This is a genomic window from Paraburkholderia sp. BR10936, assembly GCF_040965735.1.
GTDB classification, from domain to species: domain Bacteria; phylum Pseudomonadota; class Gammaproteobacteria; order Burkholderiales; family Burkholderiaceae; genus Paraburkholderia; species Paraburkholderia nodosa_A.
In genome coordinates, this window is record NZ_JBFRCM010000009.1 from 1 (window position 1) to 18,844 (window position 18,844).

Annotated in this window: 21 protein-coding genes; 11 read left to right on the forward strand and 10 right to left on the reverse strand. The window is 61.2% G+C overall.

Annotation, left to right across the window (positions count from 1 at the left end; genetic code table 11):
- The 6 genes from AB4Y36_RS19430 to AB4Y36_RS19455 form a co-directional block, all read left to right on the forward strand.
- A partial coding sequence (locus AB4Y36_RS19430; protein ID WP_368683858.1) for a hypothetical protein occupies window positions 1-234 on the forward strand: 234 nt, incomplete at its 5' end.
- A 205-nt stretch (window positions 235-439) separates the two neighbouring features.
- Window positions 440-1,654, forward strand: coding sequence for a DUF2863 family protein (locus AB4Y36_RS19435; protein WP_368683859.1), 1,215 nt, complete (start codon window positions 440-442; stop codon window positions 1,652-1,654).
- Window positions 1,655-1,979: 325 nt separating this feature from the next.
- Window positions 1,980-2,261 carry a hypothetical protein gene (locus AB4Y36_RS19440; RefSeq protein WP_368683860.1) on the forward strand — a complete coding sequence of 94 codons (282 nt, stop codon included), beginning with the start codon at window positions 1,980-1,982 and terminating at the stop codon, window positions 2,259-2,261.
- Window positions 2,262-2,293: 32 nt separating this feature from the next.
- Window positions 2,294-2,773, forward strand: coding sequence for a hypothetical protein (locus AB4Y36_RS19445; RefSeq protein ID WP_368683861.1), 480 nt, complete (start codon window positions 2,294-2,296; stop codon window positions 2,771-2,773).
- 32 nt (window positions 2,774-2,805) lie between these two features.
- Complete coding sequence (locus AB4Y36_RS19450; RefSeq protein WP_368683862.1) at window positions 2,806-3,081, forward strand: hypothetical protein; 276 nt, start codon at window positions 2,806-2,808, stop codon at window positions 3,079-3,081.
- A gap of 73 nt (window positions 3,082-3,154) precedes the next feature.
- A complete protein-coding gene (locus tag AB4Y36_RS19455) occupies window positions 3,155-3,511 on the forward strand; it encodes a DUF4224 domain-containing protein (RefSeq protein WP_368683863.1) in 357 nt (118 codons plus the stop codon).
- A gap of 18 nt (window positions 3,512-3,529) precedes the next feature.
- Here AB4Y36_RS19455 and AB4Y36_RS19460 read toward each other — a convergent pair whose 3' ends face one another.
- The 6 genes from AB4Y36_RS19460 to AB4Y36_RS19485 all read right to left on the reverse strand — a co-directional run bounded on the left by AB4Y36_RS19460 (window position 3,530) and on the right by AB4Y36_RS19485 (window position 8,169).
- Entirely contained in the window at window positions 3,530-4,369 is an 840-nt protein-coding gene (locus AB4Y36_RS19460) for a hypothetical protein (protein ID WP_368683864.1), read from the reverse strand.
- Between the two features lie 10 nt (window positions 4,370-4,379).
- Window positions 4,380-4,811: a hypothetical protein gene (locus AB4Y36_RS19465; protein ID WP_368683865.1), complete on the reverse strand. Its 432-nt coding sequence runs from the start codon at window positions 4,809-4,811 to the stop codon at window positions 4,380-4,382.
- Window positions 4,798-5,337 (reverse strand): hypothetical protein, encoded by a 540-nt coding sequence (locus AB4Y36_RS19470; RefSeq protein WP_368683866.1) that lies wholly within the window; start codon window positions 5,335-5,337, stop codon window positions 4,798-4,800. Before AB4Y36_RS19470 ends, AB4Y36_RS19465 begins: the two co-directional genes overlap by 14 nt.
- A gap of 507 nt (window positions 5,338-5,844) precedes the next feature.
- On the reverse strand, window positions 5,845-7,125 hold the full coding sequence (locus tag AB4Y36_RS19475) for a hypothetical protein (protein ID WP_368683867.1): 1,281 nt from the start codon (window positions 7,123-7,125) through the stop codon (window positions 5,845-5,847).
- A 23-nt stretch (window positions 7,126-7,148) separates the two neighbouring features.
- Entirely contained in the window at window positions 7,149-7,946 is a 798-nt protein-coding gene (locus tag AB4Y36_RS19480; protein ID WP_368683868.1) for a hypothetical protein, read from the reverse strand.
- Between the two features lie 31 nt (window positions 7,947-7,977).
- Window positions 7,978-8,169 carry a hypothetical protein gene (locus AB4Y36_RS19485; protein ID WP_368683869.1) on the reverse strand — a complete coding sequence of 64 codons (192 nt, stop codon included), beginning with the start codon at window positions 8,167-8,169 and terminating at the stop codon, window positions 7,978-7,980.
- Between the two features lie 542 nt (window positions 8,170-8,711).
- Here AB4Y36_RS19485 and AB4Y36_RS19490 point away from each other — a divergent pair.
- On the forward strand, window positions 8,712-9,302 hold the full coding sequence (locus AB4Y36_RS19490) for a recombinase family protein (protein ID WP_368683870.1): 591 nt from the start codon (window positions 8,712-8,714) through the stop codon (window positions 9,300-9,302).
- A gap of 50 nt (window positions 9,303-9,352) precedes the next feature.
- On the opposite strand, the gene AB4Y36_RS19495 is transcribed toward AB4Y36_RS19490, so the two are convergent.
- Window positions 9,353-10,435, reverse strand: coding sequence for a hypothetical protein (locus tag AB4Y36_RS19495; protein ID WP_368683871.1), 1,083 nt, complete (start codon window positions 10,433-10,435; stop codon window positions 9,353-9,355).
- Between the two features lie 143 nt (window positions 10,436-10,578).
- Here AB4Y36_RS19495 and AB4Y36_RS19500 point away from each other — a divergent pair, with 143 nt between their 5' ends.
- Complete coding sequence (locus AB4Y36_RS19500; RefSeq protein WP_368683872.1) at window positions 10,579-10,833, forward strand: hypothetical protein; 255 nt, start codon at window positions 10,579-10,581, stop codon at window positions 10,831-10,833.
- Between the two features lie 889 nt (window positions 10,834-11,722).
- On the opposite strand, the gene AB4Y36_RS19505 is transcribed toward AB4Y36_RS19500, so the two are convergent.
- The 3 genes from AB4Y36_RS19505 to AB4Y36_RS19515 form a co-directional block, all read right to left on the reverse strand.
- Window positions 11,723-14,194, reverse strand: a complete 2,472-nt coding sequence (locus AB4Y36_RS19505; protein WP_368683873.1) for a DUF5906 domain-containing protein — start codon at window positions 14,192-14,194, stop codon at window positions 11,723-11,725.
- Window positions 14,195-14,339: 145 nt separating this feature from the next.
- Window positions 14,340-14,567, reverse strand: coding sequence for a helix-turn-helix transcriptional regulator (locus AB4Y36_RS19510; RefSeq protein WP_368683874.1), 228 nt, complete (start codon window positions 14,565-14,567; stop codon window positions 14,340-14,342).
- 275 nt (window positions 14,568-14,842) lie between these two features.
- Window positions 14,843-16,135, reverse strand: a complete 1,293-nt coding sequence (locus AB4Y36_RS19515; RefSeq protein ID WP_368683875.1) for a tyrosine-type recombinase/integrase — start codon at window positions 16,133-16,135, stop codon at window positions 14,843-14,845.
- A gap of 135 nt (window positions 16,136-16,270) precedes the next feature.
- Between AB4Y36_RS19515 and AB4Y36_RS19520 the strand changes: the two genes are divergently transcribed.
- The 3 genes from AB4Y36_RS19520 to AB4Y36_RS19530 all read left to right on the forward strand — a co-directional run bounded on the left by AB4Y36_RS19520 (window position 16,271) and on the right by AB4Y36_RS19530 (window position 18,781).
- Window positions 16,271-17,218, forward strand: coding sequence for a LuxR C-terminal-related transcriptional regulator (locus AB4Y36_RS19520; RefSeq protein ID WP_368683876.1), 948 nt, complete (start codon window positions 16,271-16,273; stop codon window positions 17,216-17,218).
- A gap of 10 nt (window positions 17,219-17,228) precedes the next feature.
- Window positions 17,229-17,903: an energy-coupling factor ABC transporter permease gene (locus AB4Y36_RS19525; protein WP_069265487.1), complete on the forward strand. Its 675-nt coding sequence runs from the start codon at window positions 17,229-17,231 to the stop codon at window positions 17,901-17,903.
- A gap of 206 nt (window positions 17,904-18,109) precedes the next feature.
- Window positions 18,110-18,781, forward strand: coding sequence for a hypothetical protein (locus tag AB4Y36_RS19530; RefSeq protein ID WP_368683877.1), 672 nt, complete (start codon window positions 18,110-18,112; stop codon window positions 18,779-18,781).
- Window positions 18,782-18,844: the final 63 nt, after the last annotated feature.

Below are 18,844 nucleotides of genomic sequence, written 5' to 3' on the forward strand. Positions count from 1 at the left end.
CTTCTTTCTGCGTTGCTGCGTCAGCAGCAGAGAAACGAGATTATGAAGACTGTCTGGCGATCTGTCAACAGGTTTTTTTACTTCGTTCAACCTGCCGCTCAACTTCGAATCACCCGCAGACCCAGCCACCACAAGGCTTTCGCCCTAGGCTTCCCGTCTCCCCGCGCCTTCATCGAAAGCGCGAAAGACCGGAATTCTAGTCACGCAGATGACATCTTGCAAGCGGTTTTTTGACCGGCTAGTAAAGTCGGGCTGACCACGGCTCGCCTGCTCCATAGAGCAGTCGTCATAGTGCTTCCGGTCGATGCCTTCCGGCTGTGCAGCAACGACGATCCTGCATCGCACCGAGGCCCATTCGGTGCGCTCCTGCTGCCCAAACCGATGGCGCGCACGGAACCGACTAGAATATGGGGTTCTCTGCACCCAAACTCACAGATTTATGCGCTCGCGAATCGCCAAACGCCTTCCTCCTGACGCCGACAAACTCGTCGGCCTCTCGCTCGCCCTGTTCGCCTCGGGCAGCCGCACCGAAGACCGCTTCTGGGAGGCAAAGCTCGACACGCTGCTAGCGAAGGTCGTGCGCAACGGCAATCAGACTACACTCGACGCCGCGCTCGATCATCTGCAGCAGAATCATCCGGACGCCTACGGCGCGCTCGCCGACATGGCGGAGACGCACAGCGAGTCGTTCATCGTCGAACACGACGGCGCGCAATACGAGGCGCTGCTCGTCGCCGCGCCGGTGCTGGCCTGGACGCGCTATGTCATCCCTTCGGGCCCGCTGAAGGCCGACGGCGCCGACGCCCTGCGCACCCATCTTCAGGCCCATGTGCTGGCGAACGGCACGCGCGTGGCGATGGCCCCCTATCTCTATAGCATCGACCAGTTGCCGCGCCACCATGTCGAAACCTGGCGCCTCGCACAACAGCTTACGCAGGCGGCATTGAGCGGCGCGCCGGCGAAAATCAGCTCGGGCGAACTGCCGGAAACGTCGCCGATCCTCGCCGATCCGCGTTTCCTGCTCGCCGTCGTCGCCGCGCCCGTTGGCGCCCCGCTCTTCCGCTGGCAAGAAGAGGAACACGGCTCGCGCATCGAGCGCGGTCAATGCCTGGAACAATGGGCTACCCAGGGCGGCGCCAACCTTGCCGTCGTCATGCCAGGATGCGAGTTCGAATGCCTGCTGCCGGACGCCTACTACTCCGCCTGCCGTGACGCGGACGAGCGCGTGCGCCCGCACACGATCCGCACCGCCGTGCGCTATCTGCTCGACACGATCGGCGCGGGTGCGCAGGACTTGCGCGCCGTCGTCGCCGGCTTCGGCGAGCGCCGTATCGACGAATACCGCATCGGCTTCACGAAGCGCGGCAGCAATGACGTGCTGTATGGCGTGGTCTGGCCGCTCTATGGCCGCGAGAACGGCGACGCCGACATCGACGAAGAGCCGACCGAAGAGAGTGTCAGCAGCGGTCCGCTCGAAGAGATCGTTGCGCTGCTGAAGGAATCGGGCATCGCCGATATCCGTCGTCACGCTGGCCGCTTCGAGCCGGAATACTGCGATGACTGCGGCGTGCCGCTCTATGCGGATCCACTCGGCGAGATCGTCCACGCCGAGATGCCAGAAGATGCTGAGCCCGTACAGCCACATTTCCACTAGGACAACGCCCAAATTCCTACCCGGTCCCGCCTGTGTGCGGGACTTTTTTTTGCCCTATGTCTTATGCCTTTTGGACAGGCCGCCAGCGCGCAACCTTTTTGTCATCATGGTGCTGCTGGTCTGGTTCACCGCCGAGTAGAAGCGGTGCGCATTTCACAATATTGCGAGAGGCCGTTACGAAAGGAGGGCATATCCATGCGGTTCGTTGTACTCAATCCGAATTGTGATTCAATGTCTATAACGTTGGTAGATAAGGGTTCTGAGCGGATTGGTGCAAAAACCTACCCCCGCTCATACCCCCAAGATTTTTCCCGCGGGGTGATTCATGGCAAAGACGATGCGCGCTGTTCCCGCTTGGCCATCCGGACCAGGCGCAATCCTGTCGCTACGCGCTGCGGGCGATCAATTCGGAGCGAAGTGCAGCGCGGCGTTTAGCGCAACGGAGCCCGTCCCGACCGACGCCTGCGCGATCGACACGGTACTGGTGCGGCCTGACGGCGCGCGCGTTGTCTATATCCGCCGCCTCGATGGCTCGCAATTCGCGCTCGAACTCAACGCCGCCGATGCGCAGATGATCGGCGACAGCCTATTCGACGACTTGTTGTAGACACGCCGGTAACCGGCACACTGGAGGACATCATGAACGCAAGGATTCTTGAACTCGCCCGCACGCTCAGCAGCGCTACGACTGCCGCGGCCGCTGAAGTGCTGTGCTTTACCCCCGCACAAATTCTCGCATTCGCGCACGAACTCACGTCCGCCAGCGCGCGCGGCGCGCTGTCGCCCCAGCAGCTCGACGCGGTGACCATCGCAGCCGCGGCAGTCGGCATTTCTCCCGCGGCGACTATGGCCTTTGCATCGCGTGCGCAGGAAGCGTTGCACGCCGGCCACTTAGGGCGCCGCGGCGCCGATGTACTTGCCGAGCTTGCCACGGAGACGGCATCGGTACACAACTGGGACGAAACGAACGATGGTGTTCACTTTGGCGAGTTCTGGACGTTCGAGCGCGATGCTTTGGAGGATTTTGCTCACGCGTTGATCAACCGACCGGCAATCGAGGTGCCGGCGGGCTGGGCGCTTGTCCCCCGTCCCAGCGAAGGTGATACGCTCCACTCCTGACAGCCCCGGCCATCCGCAATCGGAGACTTGCCATGCTATTGACCTTGCTAGCCATCGCAGCGGCCTATGTCGGGTTGATAGCGTGGCTCGATTGCCGCCAGCGCGAAGAGGCACGACTGCAGTACGAGCGGGTCCTCAAGGACTTCCGCCTGCAATCGGGCTGGAACTACTTGCTGACCGGGTACTGCTATCGGGACGGCGACTACTTATCCTACGGCGACGTGTACAGGAAGGACGGGACGCAGGTTCAACCGAAGCGACCGGGGCGCGCGGAACGCCGGCGTTTCAGATCTCACGTAAGGGCGTAACCAGCTCTAGCAGTACGCGCGCTGCACTCACTCAGGAGTCGAGGTGGAAAGCCTTCAGCAGGTTGTCTTGCGCATGCGCGCAGCAGTGGATTTCGCGCAGAGTCACAGCGCAGAGCACATCGAACTGTCCGTCGATGATGCGCAGCAGCTGCTGGCGGCAATATCGACGGCTCTGCAGACGCCGTCCCTTCCCCCGCCCTCTGCGGTATCCCGCTTCATGTCCCCAGCGGATCTCGCAGCGCTCACCGGCATGAAGCGCTATTCGAAGCAGGCCGACTGGTTCAAGCGCACGTACGGCGCCGACGTCACACGGCGCGATGACGGCAGTATCGTAATGACCTGGGTAACGTACGAAGCGCTCAACGCGAAACTGTACGGCGTCGCGCCGGCGGCACCTCTAGAACCCACCTTCGAACTGTGCTTCGACTGATCTCGGTAGATAGAGCCATCACGACACCCGCATGATGTAGCACAGCGCGTAGTACGGCGGCAGGATGCTGAACGCCGTTCCAGACCCGGTGTTCTGGATCGAGATGCCCGTGCCATTATTCGCGATGCTGATCCCGGTCAGTGCCGGGTTCAACGTGATGCCCGTCAGTGCAGCGGCAGTCGTCGAATAGGCCGCGTAACCACCGCCTGACGGGGCTACGCCAGACGAGCTGGCGTTCGTCAGGAACGCACCGGCCGGTGGGGTGTGATAGTGCCCTGGGTCGACAAGCCCGTGATTGTGGCTGGGGTCGTTCACGCCGTGACCGTGCGTCGGGTCGTTCACGCCGTGGCTGTGCGCCGGCAGGTTCGTGATCCCAAGCGTCGCTGTCGTCGCGCCGCCCGTCGCCCCCACGGCATATGAGTTGCCCGCGCCAACTACAAACTTGTCCTGCAGGTTCGGGGTGCCATTTGAGCCGTTACACAGTGCCCAGTTTTCAGGGATGGCGTTCGCCGCGCCCGACCACAGCATGATCGAACCGATCGGGGGCACAGCATTCAGCAGCTTCAACTGCCCCGCCGTCGCTCTCATCGACACGATATCGCCTGCGTTCCACGAAAGCGCGCTCGTGCCGTCCTGCGCACGTGTAATCTGGAACACGCTGCCGCTGACCTGCGTGACGAGTACGATCTCGATCTGCGTCTGCGTCGCGGCATCTGTGATCGTGGCGTAGAAAACGTCGGGCGCCGTCGGATTGGGAAACGCTGCTGCCTGCCCTGTGTTCAGGGTGAGCGATGTCGCACCGGACGTGATGCCCGCGGCGAGCGAGCCTGCAGCGTTATTCGCGAATAGATAGGACACGGCGCTTCCCTTAATAGACGACCGGGCCGAAGCCGTATCCAACCGGCTCGACGTTCAGCGCAGCGAGTTGCGCCTGTTCGGCCAATGTGAAACCGTCGAACATTTCACGACATATGCGGCGGCCCGCTGGCACCTGAAGCTGCCCGATCCCCTGCTTGCGCGAGACCCAGACCAGCGCGCGAGGCCAACGGCCGGATTGACGGGCCAAGGCGTGAATCTCCACCCACACTTCGCCAGACTTTGTGCCGCTGACGGTCAGCTCAAAGCGCCGGCCATCCAACTCGATGATGGCAGTCGTACGCGGCGGGGCCGCCGGTCGTCGGTCTTCGGCCGGCATGTCGAGAGTGAACAGGTTCCGTTCGAGAGCCGTGTTGACGAGAAAAACCGCCAGCTGGCGCCACGCGCGAGCGCGCAAGGAATCGGGCAATTTAGCGGCGTGCATGATGTCCCTCCTGCGCTGCCCAGTTAGCGATGGGTACGCCGCCAATCAGCGTCCCGTTGATCGTAAGCGCTGGCATCGCACGTCGTGCCCGCAGGTCCGACCACTCGAAGCCTATCTCTGAAAGTTCCGGGTAAAGGGTGCCAATTGCCTCCACATCGACGCGCGACCAGCCGCTGAACGCCAGGAGCTTTTCAGGTACGCGTGCGATGACCGTTCCGCGCCGAACAATGAGATCGACTGCTGCGAGCGCGACGATGCCGTCGCGACGGCGGTTCGTATCAAGCAACTGAAAGTGAATTTCGCCTGAAACGGCGCGAGTGATGCCGAGGCTAAACCAGCGGCCGAGAAGCTTGATATCGGCGTGCACGCTGATTGGGCGGTCCGCGTCCAGTTCGGTACGGAACGGCGCTAGCAGGTGGCGCGACTGAGCATGCGCGAGGCCGTAGCCAATCACGCGACGCCATGCGGCAACCCGCGTGGAGGTACGCAACGCGCCCCGGGCGCAGATGCAGTTGTTGGAAGTCATTGGCGGCTTTTTGCAAAAACGAACAAGGGCCCCGATGTCGCGGAGGGTTCTGTCCTGCTTTGCGTTTAAGCCCTGCGGCGCCGTTGTCGGCGCCAGCATCTGCGCATTTTTGGGCAAGGTCCAGCGACCGTCGTCGCTTCGGTGGCCTCTAGCCACTCGCCGCCTTAGTGCTGGTCACGAATAGGCCGACGGGGGCGTGTAGTCGTCGGCGTGCGGTACTCGACCTGTGCTGTGGACAGGTAGCGCCGGTCGGCCACCGGAGCTACGAACGCGCGGCGCATGGGCTCGTCACGTTCGCCGAATCGCCCGATTCGGGCTCGACAACCGCCTTTGCGGTCAGGTCATCGTTACGCCAGATTTTATGCTTAGCGATCCGAACTTTCAAGAAGCGATATTTGCCAGAATTGGCAGGCTCTTCGGTTCTGCGCGAGCGTCAAAGCCACCCTCTTACAGCTCGTCGGCCGCGCGCTTTTACCCCACCCCCGTGCGGCTGAGATACCGACCGCGTTAGATCAGAAAGACACCCGGAGCAGACATGATCGATTCGAAACGCGCACTGTCCTCGGCCCGCACCGCGCCGGCCGAAGTGTACTGGGCCATGAGTTCTCCGGGATCCGGAGGGGTAATGATGTCGAACCGGACGCCAACAAGGCGCGTGTACGTCGCCAACAGGCTTTGAGATAGCTGATTCAATGCTTCTTGAATCATTGGCACGTTGGCTTTCTCTCCGATACCGTAGAGGTTCGAATTCACGTGCACGCGGACTACGCCGGGCTGGTGCTCACGCAACTGGCGCCGGCACGCGGCCGCAACCGTCGCGCGAACATTCTGCTCAGTGTGCGCGAGCGCTGCGGACCGTACGCAAACAAGCACTGGCCTTCTGACTGCCGTCGCGATGAGATTCGAGAAGTTCGCGATTTGCACTTCGGCGAACGGTGAGACCACGTGCCAATCGCGCCACCCGTCGAAGTCCATCATCCATTTCCAGAATCGGGCGGTATGGACGCTCATGTTCTGCGGCAGATCAATTGGCCCAGGCTCGTAGGGCGTGACCTTTACCTTGGCGTAGTGGGTCGACTTTCGCTTCAGGCGATCTGCGAACATCGATCGCAGCATCCCAGGGAGTGATATCAGATGCGCATCGTCGTGGATGTCGATCTCAATGAGAAGTCCGTTGCTAATTTTCGACGCCTCCTGGAATATTTTGTCCCTCGCGAGGCGATTGAATTTGCCAACGAATTCAGCGACCTTTTCGTCAAGCTGAAGCTTGGCTTTGCATTCAACAAAAACCGTGCGATCGACGCACATGTCAGGAGCGGCCGACTCTCCTTCCGGCAGCAACTCGACGGCTCCCGACTGCGCTTGAGAGCAAGCCACGAGCAATTCGTAGAGCGCCGCTTGCCACTGATCACCCGTGAGCCTTGATAACCGCTCGCTCATATTGCCGACGACATCGAGGTGGCGTGCGACGTCCCTGAGCGAAAGGAGCCGGTAGACGAATGCTCCGACGAGGAACGAACCCGTTCTCTCGTAGTACTCAATCACCTTTTCAGATCCGATCACCGCCTCAGCAAGCGGGTGCATAAGCCCAGCTCGCGGCACGCCTTCTCGAAGCGCCCTGGCTGCTTCCCGAGCAGATAACATCGGCAGCTCTGTGAACAAAAGAATGTCGCTCGGCCTTCGGGACGCTTGCTCAACCAGCCAACTATCGTCAAACAAACGACGCGCCACAGGAACTGCGGCCTTAACTACGTCGACTGTGATATCACCCAAATGATCCGCGATCATTGACTGGAATCCCCTGTGGGCGGCTATGCCGGCACTTGGTGTTGAACTCGGGCATGCCCGATCTGATAAAACTGGTTGTGCCACGCGGAAGCATCAAGTGTTCCGACGCTTTCGCCAGTCGCGGCTTCAATCGCCACGATCAGTTTGGCCAATTTGGCGCCGTAAACGCCGGTCATTTCTGCGTTAAAGCAACTCATTGCGGGTGGGATGAACTGCGCCAAGCGCATCGCTGACAGTACGCGATCCAGCTGCCCGCCGACCGTGAGAAAGTCTGAATCGAGCAGATCCTCCGCCCAACCCACAACCTCACTTGTCGCGCAATTCGCATAGGTAGCAATCCAGCTCTCCAAGCTCGCCGAAAAGATGCGAAACGTCTGCGCTATCCACTCCGCATAGAGCGGCGATGTCGGGAAACCCGCATCAGACGGAGCCAGGATATTGAGATGTGGAATCGGACCTGCAAAGTGCCGTTCAACGAACTCGCGAAATGACCCGACACCCCCCGGCGGTTGCGCTTCGATCGAGCTTCTATACATGCTGAATAGCACGCCACGAACGTGCTTGCGAACCGCGTGAGCCAGCCGGCGCATGGCAACCCGCCGCCGCGCGTCCACGTCCGCTTGGGCACGGCGTTCTACGATCTGGTCGTAAAAAGCGATGAGTACCAGCGACGTGGCAAAACCGGCGCCGATGTTTTGTAAAAGACCCTGCCACCATTGCGAGCCGTAGTTCGATCCGACAATCGCGGCTGCAGCGAACACCAAAATAATTCCGCCGACAACAAGGCGTGAATCGACGATCTTTCCCAACAACTTTTTCATTATCACGACGCGTAAGATTTCGGTGAGCGGGCTATTGCTTCTGCCAGCCCATTCGGGCGTAGGCAGCTGAGCAGTCATCGATTTCGTGCTGGGCGATGATCGGGAAGATGCCCGGCGTGGATGCGTTGCACTGCGCGACCTGCCCTGTCTGGGGATCTCGGTACACAGTCGGCGACGCACAGCCGGCGAGCGCGGCTGCAATGATCAGGATTGTTCGCTTCATTTTTTGCCCCTTGCGGTCGGCATCGCGATCGGCCCCGGTCGCTTTTTGCCGCCGACGAAATTCTATCGCCGCGCGGGGCCTTGCGGGGTTTCCTTTGTTTCTGCGCGAGCGCCGGAAAAAGGGTGGTTATTGATACCGTCATTCGACGTTTGCTCCCCCCGGCGGCCCGAAAATTCGGTCACCCCGCGGCGGCACCGCGTCATCAGTCTGCCGCGCCCCGGCGGCACGGCGCACATCACAGATCGCGCTGACGATGGTGCGCGCTGCCGCCTCACCTGTCAGCGCGGCCTCTACGCTCAGTCCGCCGTCGATTCGCAGGCCCTGCGCTTTCGCATTTTGTGGCGGATCGGCAAAGCGACAACGCCCGCCTCCCGCTCGCCTCTGTCAGATGTGCGAAAACGTTCGAATGCGCACAGCGGCAAAAGGAGTGTTCATAAATTAGCCTTTACTATTTCGCACACTCGCATATAATTCGCACATCGGTTTCGCACACCAACTCACAGGCTATCAGTGCTTACGTACTGGCTATCGGAGAATAAGAAATGTCGCGCACGTTCATCTACGCTCGAGTATCAACGACCGACCAAACCACAGAGAACCAAGTCCGCGAGATTCAGGCGGCGGGGTTTGCAGTTGAGGAGCGCCGCACCGTCGCCGAGAAAGTCAGCGGCAGCGTCGCAGCGATGCAGCGCAAAGGGTTCGCCAAGCTGCTCGACAAGCTCGAGTCAGGCGACGTGTTGATCGTGACGAAGATGGACCGACTTGGTCGCAACACGATGGACGTACTCGCAACCGTCGAGCATCTGGCGGCGATGGGCGTGCGCGTGCATTGCTTGAATCTCGGCGGCGTGGATCTCACGAGTCCAGCCGGGAAAATGACGATGACCGTCTTGGCAGCTGCCGCCACGTTAGAGCGTGAGCTGTTGATCGAGCGTACGCAAGCAGGGCTCGCGCGCGCAAAGAGTGAAGGCAAGGCGCTCGGCCGTCGGCCATCGCTCACGCCACCACAACAGGCCGAAGCGCTGCGCCGCCTCAATGCGGGCGAATCGGTTTCGCAACTCGCCCGCGAATTCGATACCTCGCGCGCTACCATCCTGCGAATTCAGAAAGCCGCTGCGCCAACTGCGGTTTGATGCCCCAGCGGGCCGCCCGCGCGCCGGGTTTCTACATCTGGCGTCCCGGGTTATGCCTGCGGCGCTTCACGAAACGTGTAGGGCTCCGCCGCGGCTCCTTCCGCATCGTACGTTTTGCATGCTTTCTTCTTCGGATCCCCGCCCTGTCCGAAGTCGGCCCAAAAGGCTCCTTCCAGTTCGTGAATGGAGCCGTGGAATGCGTCGCTGTGATCGCCCAAATAAAACCGCATCTCCCTCGCCAGGATGTTGCGCGACGATGTCTCGCAATCGATGAGCGCCCGGCACAGCCATCGCGCCACGAGACATTGCTTCGCTACTCGAAACGCTTGTTCCGGTCCAGCGTCAGCTATTTCGTGAAAGTCCGTCTCGCTGCCGTGCCCAAAATATTTGTGCCGGACATTGAACACCTGATGGCAAATGATTTGGACATCCCGGCTGTTTTTTAGCGGCTTCTTCGCAATCTCTTTCTGCACGACTTCGAGTCGGTGATCTCCCGTGCTGGCCTCAATCGCTTGATAGAACTGCATATAGGCTGCATCGATCAGTCCCGGTGTATGGTCTTCGAGCGCTAACAGTGTCATGCCCGTCAGGTAATGCCGGATGGCAACTTTTTGTTTGGATCCAACTGCGCCGAGCACCCCGCGGAAATACTCGAAATCTTCGTTGATTTTGCCGCTCGCTGCGCCGCGCTCTTCGATCTCGAAACCCACGCCCCGTCCTATCGGGCGACGCGACGCGTGGAATACAGCCGTACCCCACTGGTCAACAAACTGCATCGCCTTGACGTCTAGCGGAAAGTCAGTGCACACGGAAAGTGTACCGACGTAGCTAAGCACATCGTCGATCTGCTCTCGTGCAGAGCGGCCGACATCGAATTGCCCCCAGATATCGATTACAAAATCCTGCCCGTTCGCCGGCAGTCCTGCCTCCGCAATATCAGGCCGGATCTGACGTTCCAACCGGAGAGGCCGCGGGTACCTTAGCTCAAAACCCTCAGCCAGAAACCCAATCGTTTGTCGGGACATCAGGAAAGCGGGAACGACGCATTGATAGCGTCCGGTGATCGCGCCTCCGCTCGTCTTTGCCCGCTCATTGATGAAAATGTCCCACTCTCGGTAGCTCAACGATGACACGGCGCTTCTCCATCCTGAAAGGAGCCGCAAGTTTCGCAGATCATGGACGGCCAGGCCAGCGGCCAAGCGATCAGCGAATGGCCTTAAAGTTTTTCGCGCCCATGCCGTTATCACAAAGGGATATCCCCCAACGGAGCCACGAGATGATCAAGTACATTGGTGCAGCAGTAGCGGCAATAGCGATTGCCTACGAAATGACAACTCTTGCGTATGGGGCATTGATGGTCGGCGTAGCGGTTCCGGCAGAACAACGGTGCGAATCGAGTGCGCTGTATGCTGCGGAGCAGGCGTTTAAATCGCCGCAAAACGGTGCCGACGCTTTTGCGAACGTCGAGCAGATCTGCAAACACTCGGCAGCTGTTGCCGGTGCACTGGTGCCGTCCGGCCTGAAACCGTAAACAACGGCGGGGGCGGCGCGGCCTAAGAGGGCAGACCGGGCTCCCGCCGGTCTGGGTGGCCGCCGTTTACGCGCGTGCGCTTTTTCCCTGCTTCTTTCCCGACGCTGCACCCGTGTGGCGGCTCGTCCGGGTAGAGCACGCGCCGCCAGCTAGCAAGACGCGCAGCGCGCCTTTGCCGCGGCCTTAATACGAGCCTTTAACATACGGGAAGACCCAGCCCGGTAATTTGGGGGCTGGATCCGTTTCCCGCATCCGTTGCACCGAATCCTTTTCCGCCAGCGCACCCAGTCGACATCGGGGCGCATCTCCGCCGCCGTCAGTGGGAACCCCGCGATCCGCTCAAGCACAAGGGCACCGAGAGCAGAGATACGCTTTCGATGCACCCACAACCGCGCGGAATCTTTGCCCAGACCCGCCGCGGCCGACAAGGCCGCCGCATCGCCGCCAGCCCATTCGAGCGCTATGAGCAGCGCCTTTGCGGCCACTGCCCGGTGAAACCCGTCAATCTCGTCCTGCAATTTGCCCATTTCTCGCCCCCTACTGCGAGCCCCGCGGGGATTTGTCCGACCGGGGGCGGTTACAAGGTTACGAATGCCTGGTTACGAATCGAACGTCGCTCAACTGCTTACCCCGCAAGGCTCTCAGCGATTTTGGTCACAAGTTACAAGTTTTCTCATATCGCACGGCACAGATAGCGGGCGCTACAGTGAGGGCACCTTATGTACCCTCTATCTCTTTTTCTCCATATAACTCTATTGACTTGTAACTTGTAACCGAGAACAGCTAGAACCCTTACGGCATAAGGCTTTTGGCGAGGTTACGAATTGAGTTACAAGAGATGCAGGTTACAAGATGATCCTGCCTCGCCGCTACCTTCGGCGCGCGCCGATCACTCCGCCGCTACCATTTCGCCGATCTCGGCGAACTCCACTCCACCCGCCGCCGCCTTCGTTGCGTCGAGCAGCTTCTGAACGCGTTTTCGCGCGAGATCCGTGTCGGTGTCGACCATGCGAGCGTCCTTCACATAGACGCGATGCGTCTTGCCATCCCATTTCAGGGGTTTCGAACACGGCCTGTAGCCGCGCGAATCGAGCAGTCTTTGTAGCTTGCGGGTCTGCGGCGCATCCCCGCCCATGACCTCCCTCAGCAGATCGGAAATCGCCGATGATGCGATCGCGTCTTTGCTGACACCGTACGCCCCCTGTTCGATGTAGCTGTCGAGGTAGTCGCCGCCCACCAGGTCGCTTTCGGCGCGGATCATGCGCCGCCGTCCTTCCGTCTCCGGTGCGCGCATGTTGTAGCGCACGCTCTTGTGCAGCTCGCACTCGAGGAAATGCTTGCGCAACGCGCCGCCGTGCGCCTCGATTGCCGCGTGGAGTTCGTCGAAATGGCTGGCGAGATTGCCCCCGACCGACTCGGTGAGCTGGGCGATGTGGGTGAATGGGGTGTCGACGATCCACCAGCGGCGGTCACCATCGTCGATCGGCAAGGCATCGTCGAAATTCGTCAGCGCGACATAGTTGGTCGTGTTCAGGGAGTCGATACTGTCCCTCCCCTTGCCCTCGATCGCGACAGTCTCATTCGTGATGTACGGCTTCACGGAGTTCAGCACGTCGTGCCGGCTATGCCCGGCCGCTTTGACCTCTTCCACAACGCGTATCGCCCGGCCGCTCGCCCACGCTGTGAAGTCCCGTCGCAACGTCGTATTCGATACGTTGCCGACGTTCTCAGCGCCCATGACGGCCGACATCAGCTTAGAGAATATGGTCGTCTTGCCGTCGCCCTGAATGCCCTTCACGAGCAGTGCGACACCAATAAGCTTGCCGGGCGAACGCACGTTGAGTGCGATCCACGTCTCGAGCATTCGCGCGGTGTCGTCGTTACCGGCAATGAGCCGGATATGCCGCCTTACCAGATCGACCGCGGCCCGCTGCTCGCTGGACAATGCGGCCGGCGTATCGGGCGCGCTGGCCGGTCGGTACGAGTTCACGAAGGTGTGCCCCTGGAACTTGAAGACCGGCGCCTGACCAGGCGCGTATGCAAGCGCGTCAGCCATTCCGAATTTTTGGCGCTTCTCGACAAATTCGAACGGGGTTGGAGGACGGCCCTTACCAGCGGCGAGCACCAACCCGGCGTGGCGCACGTTGAACCCCTTCATGGTGTAGGAACTCACCTCGCCCAAACGCACGACGCGGTCCGATGCACTCAGGAAATACCAGCCCTCATGCCACGGGGGGTCCTGCGGCTCATCAACCACGCCAAACTCATCGGGCGATGCCACTGTCCAGCGTCGATCCCAGCCGGGGGTGCACCGACTGGCCATACGGAACAGCGTGCCGACGCCGACGAGCTTTTCGAGCGTGCCGTTGTTGCGCGCGGCGTCCCATTTCTTGAAGCCGTGCGCCCATTGCTTGTCGTCTTCTGCCTCGTCGTATTTGGAAGACAAGGATGTCCAGCTGCGGAGCAATTCGCGCCCTTCGTCGCTCCAATGCGAGCCGGCGCCGACTGCCCACATAACGTCCAGATAGCCGCCGCGCTCGCCGTTGTGGTCGTACTCGAGTGAGTCCGTGCCGCCGTTCGGGAGAGCTTCGAGCGCCGCCTGGATCTTTTCGAGTTCGACCGGCACTTCGCCGTGCGGCACCGCCGCGCGCTCCGTCTGCGCGGCTCGATCGAGCATGGGCACCGGCTGAGACGCAGGCCAGTCAATGGCGACCACCGCCTCGACTGGCATATCGTCCAGCTCATCGAACGTGTCGTCGAGTGGGCGCGACTTCCACTGGCACGGCAACGCAAGCCAATTGCCGCATTCCCCTTCGCCGACAGCGGGCTGCTTTGGAAAAATTTCAGCCTGGCCAACGCGCACGCCACCGCCGCCGTTTGCCAAGCCGCATTCTTTGAGCACGTCAAGCAGCAGGGCGCGCACGCTGTACGCATCCTGCGGTGCATCGAATCGAAACCAGATGTGGACGCCGTGCCCGCCCGGCGACCTGTCGGTGAAGCCGTACAGCCCACGATTTCGGGCAATGCCTAGCAGATTGAGCGCTACGGCCTGCATGTCCGACCAGGCCATATCCTTGCCGTGGTCGTCCAGGTCGAATGCAGCGAGGTATGTGGTGTTCTCGCCGGGTTTGATGAAGCCAAGCCCGCATGCAAACCCTTCACCCGGACACGCCTCTAGCGCCGCTTTGAGCACGCCACGATTGAACGCGCCGAACGACCACCCCAGCTTCCCCTTGTATTGCGGGTGGGTTCCCTTCCAGCCATACCTCGACAACCACATGCGCCGAGCGAAGTTGTCCCAAATCCAATCTGCGACGCGAGAATCGATTGCGATTTCGCTATTGCTAGAAAAATCGTTCATGTTTAGTATGGAGTCCTGAGTTCAGCCGTTAAATTCTGGCCCGCCACGAGAGTGACGGGCTTATTTTTTGGAGCTGGCTGCGGCTTGCGCGCTCGTTGCGCGCCGCGCGTGCCGCCCCACGGGAGCAAGCCGCCGCTTAAGATCGTCAACCTGCCGCATTGGCCACCTCCACCGGCTGCGCGTTGGCTGGCTCGTCCGACTGCACGAACCGCTCAAGGAACGCGTCGAGCACCGACTGACGCCAACCGGAGCACCGCGCGCTCATCTTGACGGGGCGAGCGATCTTCCCGGCCGCAGCCCAGCGATCGAGTGTGGGTACCGCGACGCCGAGGTACTTGGCCGCTTCTATGCGGCGAATCAGCGGATCGTTCACTTAGCCCTCCGAGGCTTTGTAGCGTTCCGCCCAGTCTATGCGCGCTCCTGATGCCTTCATAGCCGCTTGCAATTCGCCGGCACACCGATAGCCCCGTACTACCCGGACGCCATTTACGCCTATTGATTTGCATTGAGCGTTAGTGATCTGTGGGCACCCGCTCGACAAGCGAGGTCGCTGTTGCTAGAGTGCAACGCGTCGCTGGCGGATTGCGATTCTCCACCCACCGCTCTGGCGCGTGATCGCATCCGTCGAGCAGTTTCTGCTGTCCAAATTCAGCGGCTGACAGCCAGGGGTCGCCCGGTAGACGCTTCTTGTTCGCCCTCGCCTTGGTCGGCGGCACTCGGCGCCTCCTTTCGTGCCAGCTCACACAAACTGCCCAGGTACGCAGACCACCACTTCATCATCTCGACCCGCTCTTTGAGGTAGATGGCACGGTTGTAAACGCCGCGCACGCCTGGGCGCGAGTGCGCGAGCTGCGCCTCGATCACGTCTATTTCGAATCCCTCTTCATGAAGTCTCGTGCTCGCCGTTGAGCGGAAACCGTGCGACACCATGACATCGCCGGGGTAGCCCATCACGCGCAACGCCGCCAGCAAGGTCGAACTGCAGACCTTCCGGCTTGCCTTCCGCCCGGGGATCACCAGACCATCATCCTGGGTCTTTAGTTGCTCCAGCTGCTGGAAAAGCTCGACCGTCTGGTCGGTAAGCGGGACGAGGTGCGGGCGACGCGATTTCATTCGCTCACCCGGCACGGTCCACAACCGCGCCTTAAGATCCACTTCCGGCCATCGGGCGCGCAGCAACTCATTGGGACGGACAAAAGTATGCGCGAGTAGTGTGAGCGCAACCCTGGTCTGAGGCATGCCCCAATACCCATCGACCGCCAGCAGCAGCTTTCCAATTTCTTTCGGCTGCGTCACTGCAGGGTGATGCTTTGTCGACACTCGTGTGAGTGCGTCCCGTACGTCGACCGCGGGATCTCGCTCGGCGCGACTGGTGACCACGGCATAGCGCATGATGCTGCTCGTGTACTGCTGCGCCCGCTGGGCGATCTGAAACGCGTTGCGCTTTTCGATTGTCGCGATCATGTCGAGCACGTCGGCCGCACGGATCGCACTGACTGGTATCTGGCCCAATGCTGGGAAAACGTCCGCCTCCAGCCGGGAAGTGACCACCGCAAGATATTTCTCAGACCACCGTGGCCGATCGCCACGCACACCACCGCCGCGCGCCTGTTTCGCGAGCCACTCCCGCGCCACGGCTTCGAAGCTATTCCCTGCGGCGCGTCTCGCCTCTGTTCGCAAGGTGCGGCGATGCTCAGAAGGGTCTTTGTCTGCACGAAGCAGGCGGCGCGCGTCTTCGCGTGCGTCGCGCGCCTCCGCTAGTGAGACATCCGGGAACGAGCCCAGCGCCAGCAGCTTTTCTTTGCCCGCATGTCGATATTTGAACCGCCACAGCCGCCCGCCGGCCGGCGTCACGAGAAGGTAAAGGCCGCGCTCATCGGCGAGTTTGTACGGCTTTTCCTTCGGCTTTGCGTTTTTCGCGCCCAGGGTCGTTAGCGGCATATGTACCTTTTTGAACGGGGGTATTTAGCGCAAATTGTACCCCCGGAATCGGTTGGCTTGCCACAGTAAATACCGATAAATAGCGGTAAACGCTTTATTTTTTCTCTGTATTTTCAATCACTTAGATAGCACGTGATGGCTTCTGATAGCCTATTCTTGATTCTCAATCCGGACGCCGAAAGGCGCGAAGGACTCAAGGCGCTGTTAAGACAAATCGACCGTCGCGCACGCTTCAATGATGCGCCGGACTGGCGCAGCGCTGAGCGCGCCTTGCAACGGTTCACCCCCAACCTGATCGTGATCGACTGGCACGACGACATCCGTGCCGGCGAACTGCGCCACTTTGTCATGCGGCACCGCAGCTTGCCCGTCGCCATACTGGTTGACAGCGCCGAGACGCCCACGACTGTGCGCGCGCTCATCAACGAAGGCGCCCGCGGCGTCATCCGGCGCACAACGGACTCCGTCCTGATTGTGAAGTTTCTGGAACTCATCATGCTTGGTGGCGATCATCTGCCGGCCGACGTGCTCGGTCCATGCACGCCATGGCCGCTGCCGCCCCGGCGCGATGCCCAGGCCGCCGCACAGGCCCGCAAGGTACGTCCGAAGGTGGACCTGTCACCGCGACAGGAGCAGATCCTTCGCTGCGTCCATATGGGCAATACGAACAAGATGATCGCGAGAGCGCTCGGCATCAGCGAGGGCACGGTGAAAGTCCATCTGACAAGCATCTTTCAGCAGCTCGGCGCGCCCAATCGCGCGGCAGCCGTCGCGATCTACAACGGATTGCTCGCGAACCAGCTGCAGGTGCTGCGCGCAGAATGCGAGCGGGCGGCGAAGCCCCGGCACGGCGAGCACGGTCCGGTGCCATTGCGCGCACGCGACGCTCTTGCGCATCGCTATCCGTTGCTGTCAGGCGACAGTGCGGCTCCCCTACCCATCGCCGCGGAGCCAGTGACGCCCTATGGCGACCTCGCCGCGGCGCAGCAGATGCGCCCCGTCGACGTCGGCGAGGCCAGTGAGAGCACGGAGGAGGAAGCCCTGGTGCTCGCTCGCGCACACGGCTCGCCTTCCAACGAGTAATATGAAGCACATGGGGTTCCTATTTACGCCGCTTCCGTTCTGGGTTGCTATCGGTGCCTGGGTTGTCACCGTGGGGCTGCTCGCGCTCGCGCTATGGAAGAACCCCTTCAAGCGTCTGCAGGACGCCACGCTCCAGCACGTGTGGCTTGCGATCGTCGTCGCAATCTCCGTGCTGTGGGCAAGTAATGCGTGGCTCGAAGACGGCACCGTGCTGCACCTGCTCGGCGCCACACTCGTGGTCACGCTATTCGACTGGGGGCTCGCGCTCGTCGCCATGGGCGTCGTCGTCGGGCTCGCCGCACTGGTCTTCGACGCCCCCTGGGAAGGCGTCGCCCTCACCTTCCTGATATTCGGCGCCTTCCCTGTCGCGATTTCGGCGCTACTGCAGCGCGCCTGCACCGCGTGGCTGCCGCGCAACCTCTTCATGTTCATCGTCGGCCAGGGTTTCGTGTCGCCAGCCATCGCCGTTTCGGCGGCGGCCTATCTCGCGCTCGGCACCCATGTGGCGCTCAACGGCGGATCGGCGATCACCGTGCCCGCAGGCTATGCATTCAGCGTATTTCTACTCGCTTCGGGCGAAGCCTGGTTCACAGGTATGGCAACGGCGCTGATCGCCGTCTACCGGCCGGCCTGGGTCACCACGTACGACGTGCGTCGCTATCGCCTGGGCGGCCCGCGAACCTGAACGCTGCCTCAGCCAGACGCCCCACCGCCAGCAACGTGGCGACGGCGCGACCGCACGTCGCGCTCGGCCGCAAGCGCATACGCAGCAGCGCTTGCGCCGATCCCACTGCTCTGACAGAAGAAAATAATTGTTTCCGGATTGAACTCAAGCTGGCTGGGCTGCATCTTACGGTGCCTGACGTCTCACCCCTCATCCCTAGCAAGCAGATGGACTGCAACCATGCATCTCGCCGGCTGTTGTTCGTAGCCGGTCAACTGGCGGCGTGCGCCGCGAGCCTCATGCTCATCGCCGCGCCAGCCGCGCAGGCCGATCAACTCGATCAACACAACGATCTCGTCAAGCAGTTCGTCACCCAGATGCACGCGGACCCGTTAGTCGCGGACTGCGCGGCGCACGGCGACTTCGTCGCAAGCACATCGACAGCGCTCGATCACGTCGAGTTTCCGCCCAGTTCGTTCGACAGCGCGCACGCGAGCGTGACGCCGTGGAACGACTCGTTCGACGAAGGCAAGCAGCGCGTAAAGGTCGATACGATCGTGACAGTCGACGGCATCGGCATTCCCAAAGAAAGCGGCAACTCGCCCTATGACCTGAAATTTCGCTGCGGCTATGTCGGGCAGCAGATGCTCGCGTTCAGCTGGAACGATCCGGTCCCGCCGGCGCACGCACGCAGCGAGCGCGGCACGGCGTCGAGCGGCGCCCATGGAAAGGGCAAGCATTCGACCAGGAAGGCCACTGGCAACGGTTCGAAAAAAGCGCCTGCGAACAAGTCGAGCCACAAAACGTCGACGAGCAGCACGAAGTCGTCCAGCAAATCGACGACGACAAAATCCATTGCGAAAAAAGCGACTTCAAAGAAGAAGACGACGGCCAACTGAACCCGTCGGTGTTCTCGACGCGAAAAAGGGGGAAACGGCCTGGCCGTTTCCCCCTTTTCTTGA

Coding starts and splice junctions, on each gene's coding strand:
- AB4Y36_RS19435 (WP_368683859.1), top strand. CDS start 440: ATGCGCTCGCGAATCGCCAAACGCCTTCCTCCTGACGCCGACAAACTC.
- AB4Y36_RS19440 (WP_368683860.1), top strand. CDS start 1,980: ATGGCAAAGACGATGCGCGCTGTTCCCGCTTGGCCATCCGGACCAGGC.
- AB4Y36_RS19445 (WP_368683861.1), top strand. CDS start 2,294: ATGAACGCAAGGATTCTTGAACTCGCCCGCACGCTCAGCAGCGCTACG.
- AB4Y36_RS19450 (WP_368683862.1), top strand. CDS start 2,806: ATGCTATTGACCTTGCTAGCCATCGCAGCGGCCTATGTCGGGTTGATA.
- AB4Y36_RS19455 (WP_368683863.1), top strand. CDS start 3,155: ATGCGCGCAGCAGTGGATTTCGCGCAGAGTCACAGCGCAGAGCACATC.
- AB4Y36_RS19465 (WP_368683865.1), bottom strand. CDS start 4,811: ATGCACGCCGCTAAATTGCCCGATTCCTTGCGCGCTCGCGCGTGGCGC.
- AB4Y36_RS19470 (WP_368683866.1), bottom strand. CDS start 5,337: ATGACTTCCAACAACTGCATCTGCGCCCGGGGCGCGTTGCGTACCTCC.
- AB4Y36_RS19475 (WP_368683867.1), bottom strand. CDS start 7,125: ATGATCGCGGATCATTTGGGTGATATCACAGTCGACGTAGTTAAGGCC.
- AB4Y36_RS19480 (WP_368683868.1), bottom strand. CDS start 7,946: ATGAAAAAGTTGTTGGGAAAGATCGTCGATTCACGCCTTGTTGTCGGC.
- AB4Y36_RS19485 (WP_368683869.1), bottom strand. CDS start 8,169: ATGAAGCGAACAATCCTGATCATTGCAGCCGCGCTCGCCGGCTGTGCG.
- AB4Y36_RS19490 (WP_368683870.1), top strand. CDS start 8,712: ATGTCGCGCACGTTCATCTACGCTCGAGTATCAACGACCGACCAAACC.
- AB4Y36_RS19500 (WP_368683872.1), top strand. CDS start 10,579: ATGATCAAGTACATTGGTGCAGCAGTAGCGGCAATAGCGATTGCCTAC.
- AB4Y36_RS19505 (WP_368683873.1), bottom strand. CDS start 14,194: ATGAACGATTTTTCTAGCAATAGCGAAATCGCAATCGATTCTCGCGTC.
- AB4Y36_RS19515 (WP_368683875.1), bottom strand. CDS start 16,135: ATGCCGCTAACGACCCTGGGCGCGAAAAACGCAAAGCCGAAGGAAAAG.
- AB4Y36_RS19520 (WP_368683876.1), top strand. CDS start 16,271: ATGGCTTCTGATAGCCTATTCTTGATTCTCAATCCGGACGCCGAAAGG.
- AB4Y36_RS19525 (WP_069265487.1), top strand. CDS start 17,229: ATGGGGTTCCTATTTACGCCGCTTCCGTTCTGGGTTGCTATCGGTGCC.
- AB4Y36_RS19530 (WP_368683877.1), top strand. CDS start 18,110: ATGGACTGCAACCATGCATCTCGCCGGCTGTTGTTCGTAGCCGGTCAA.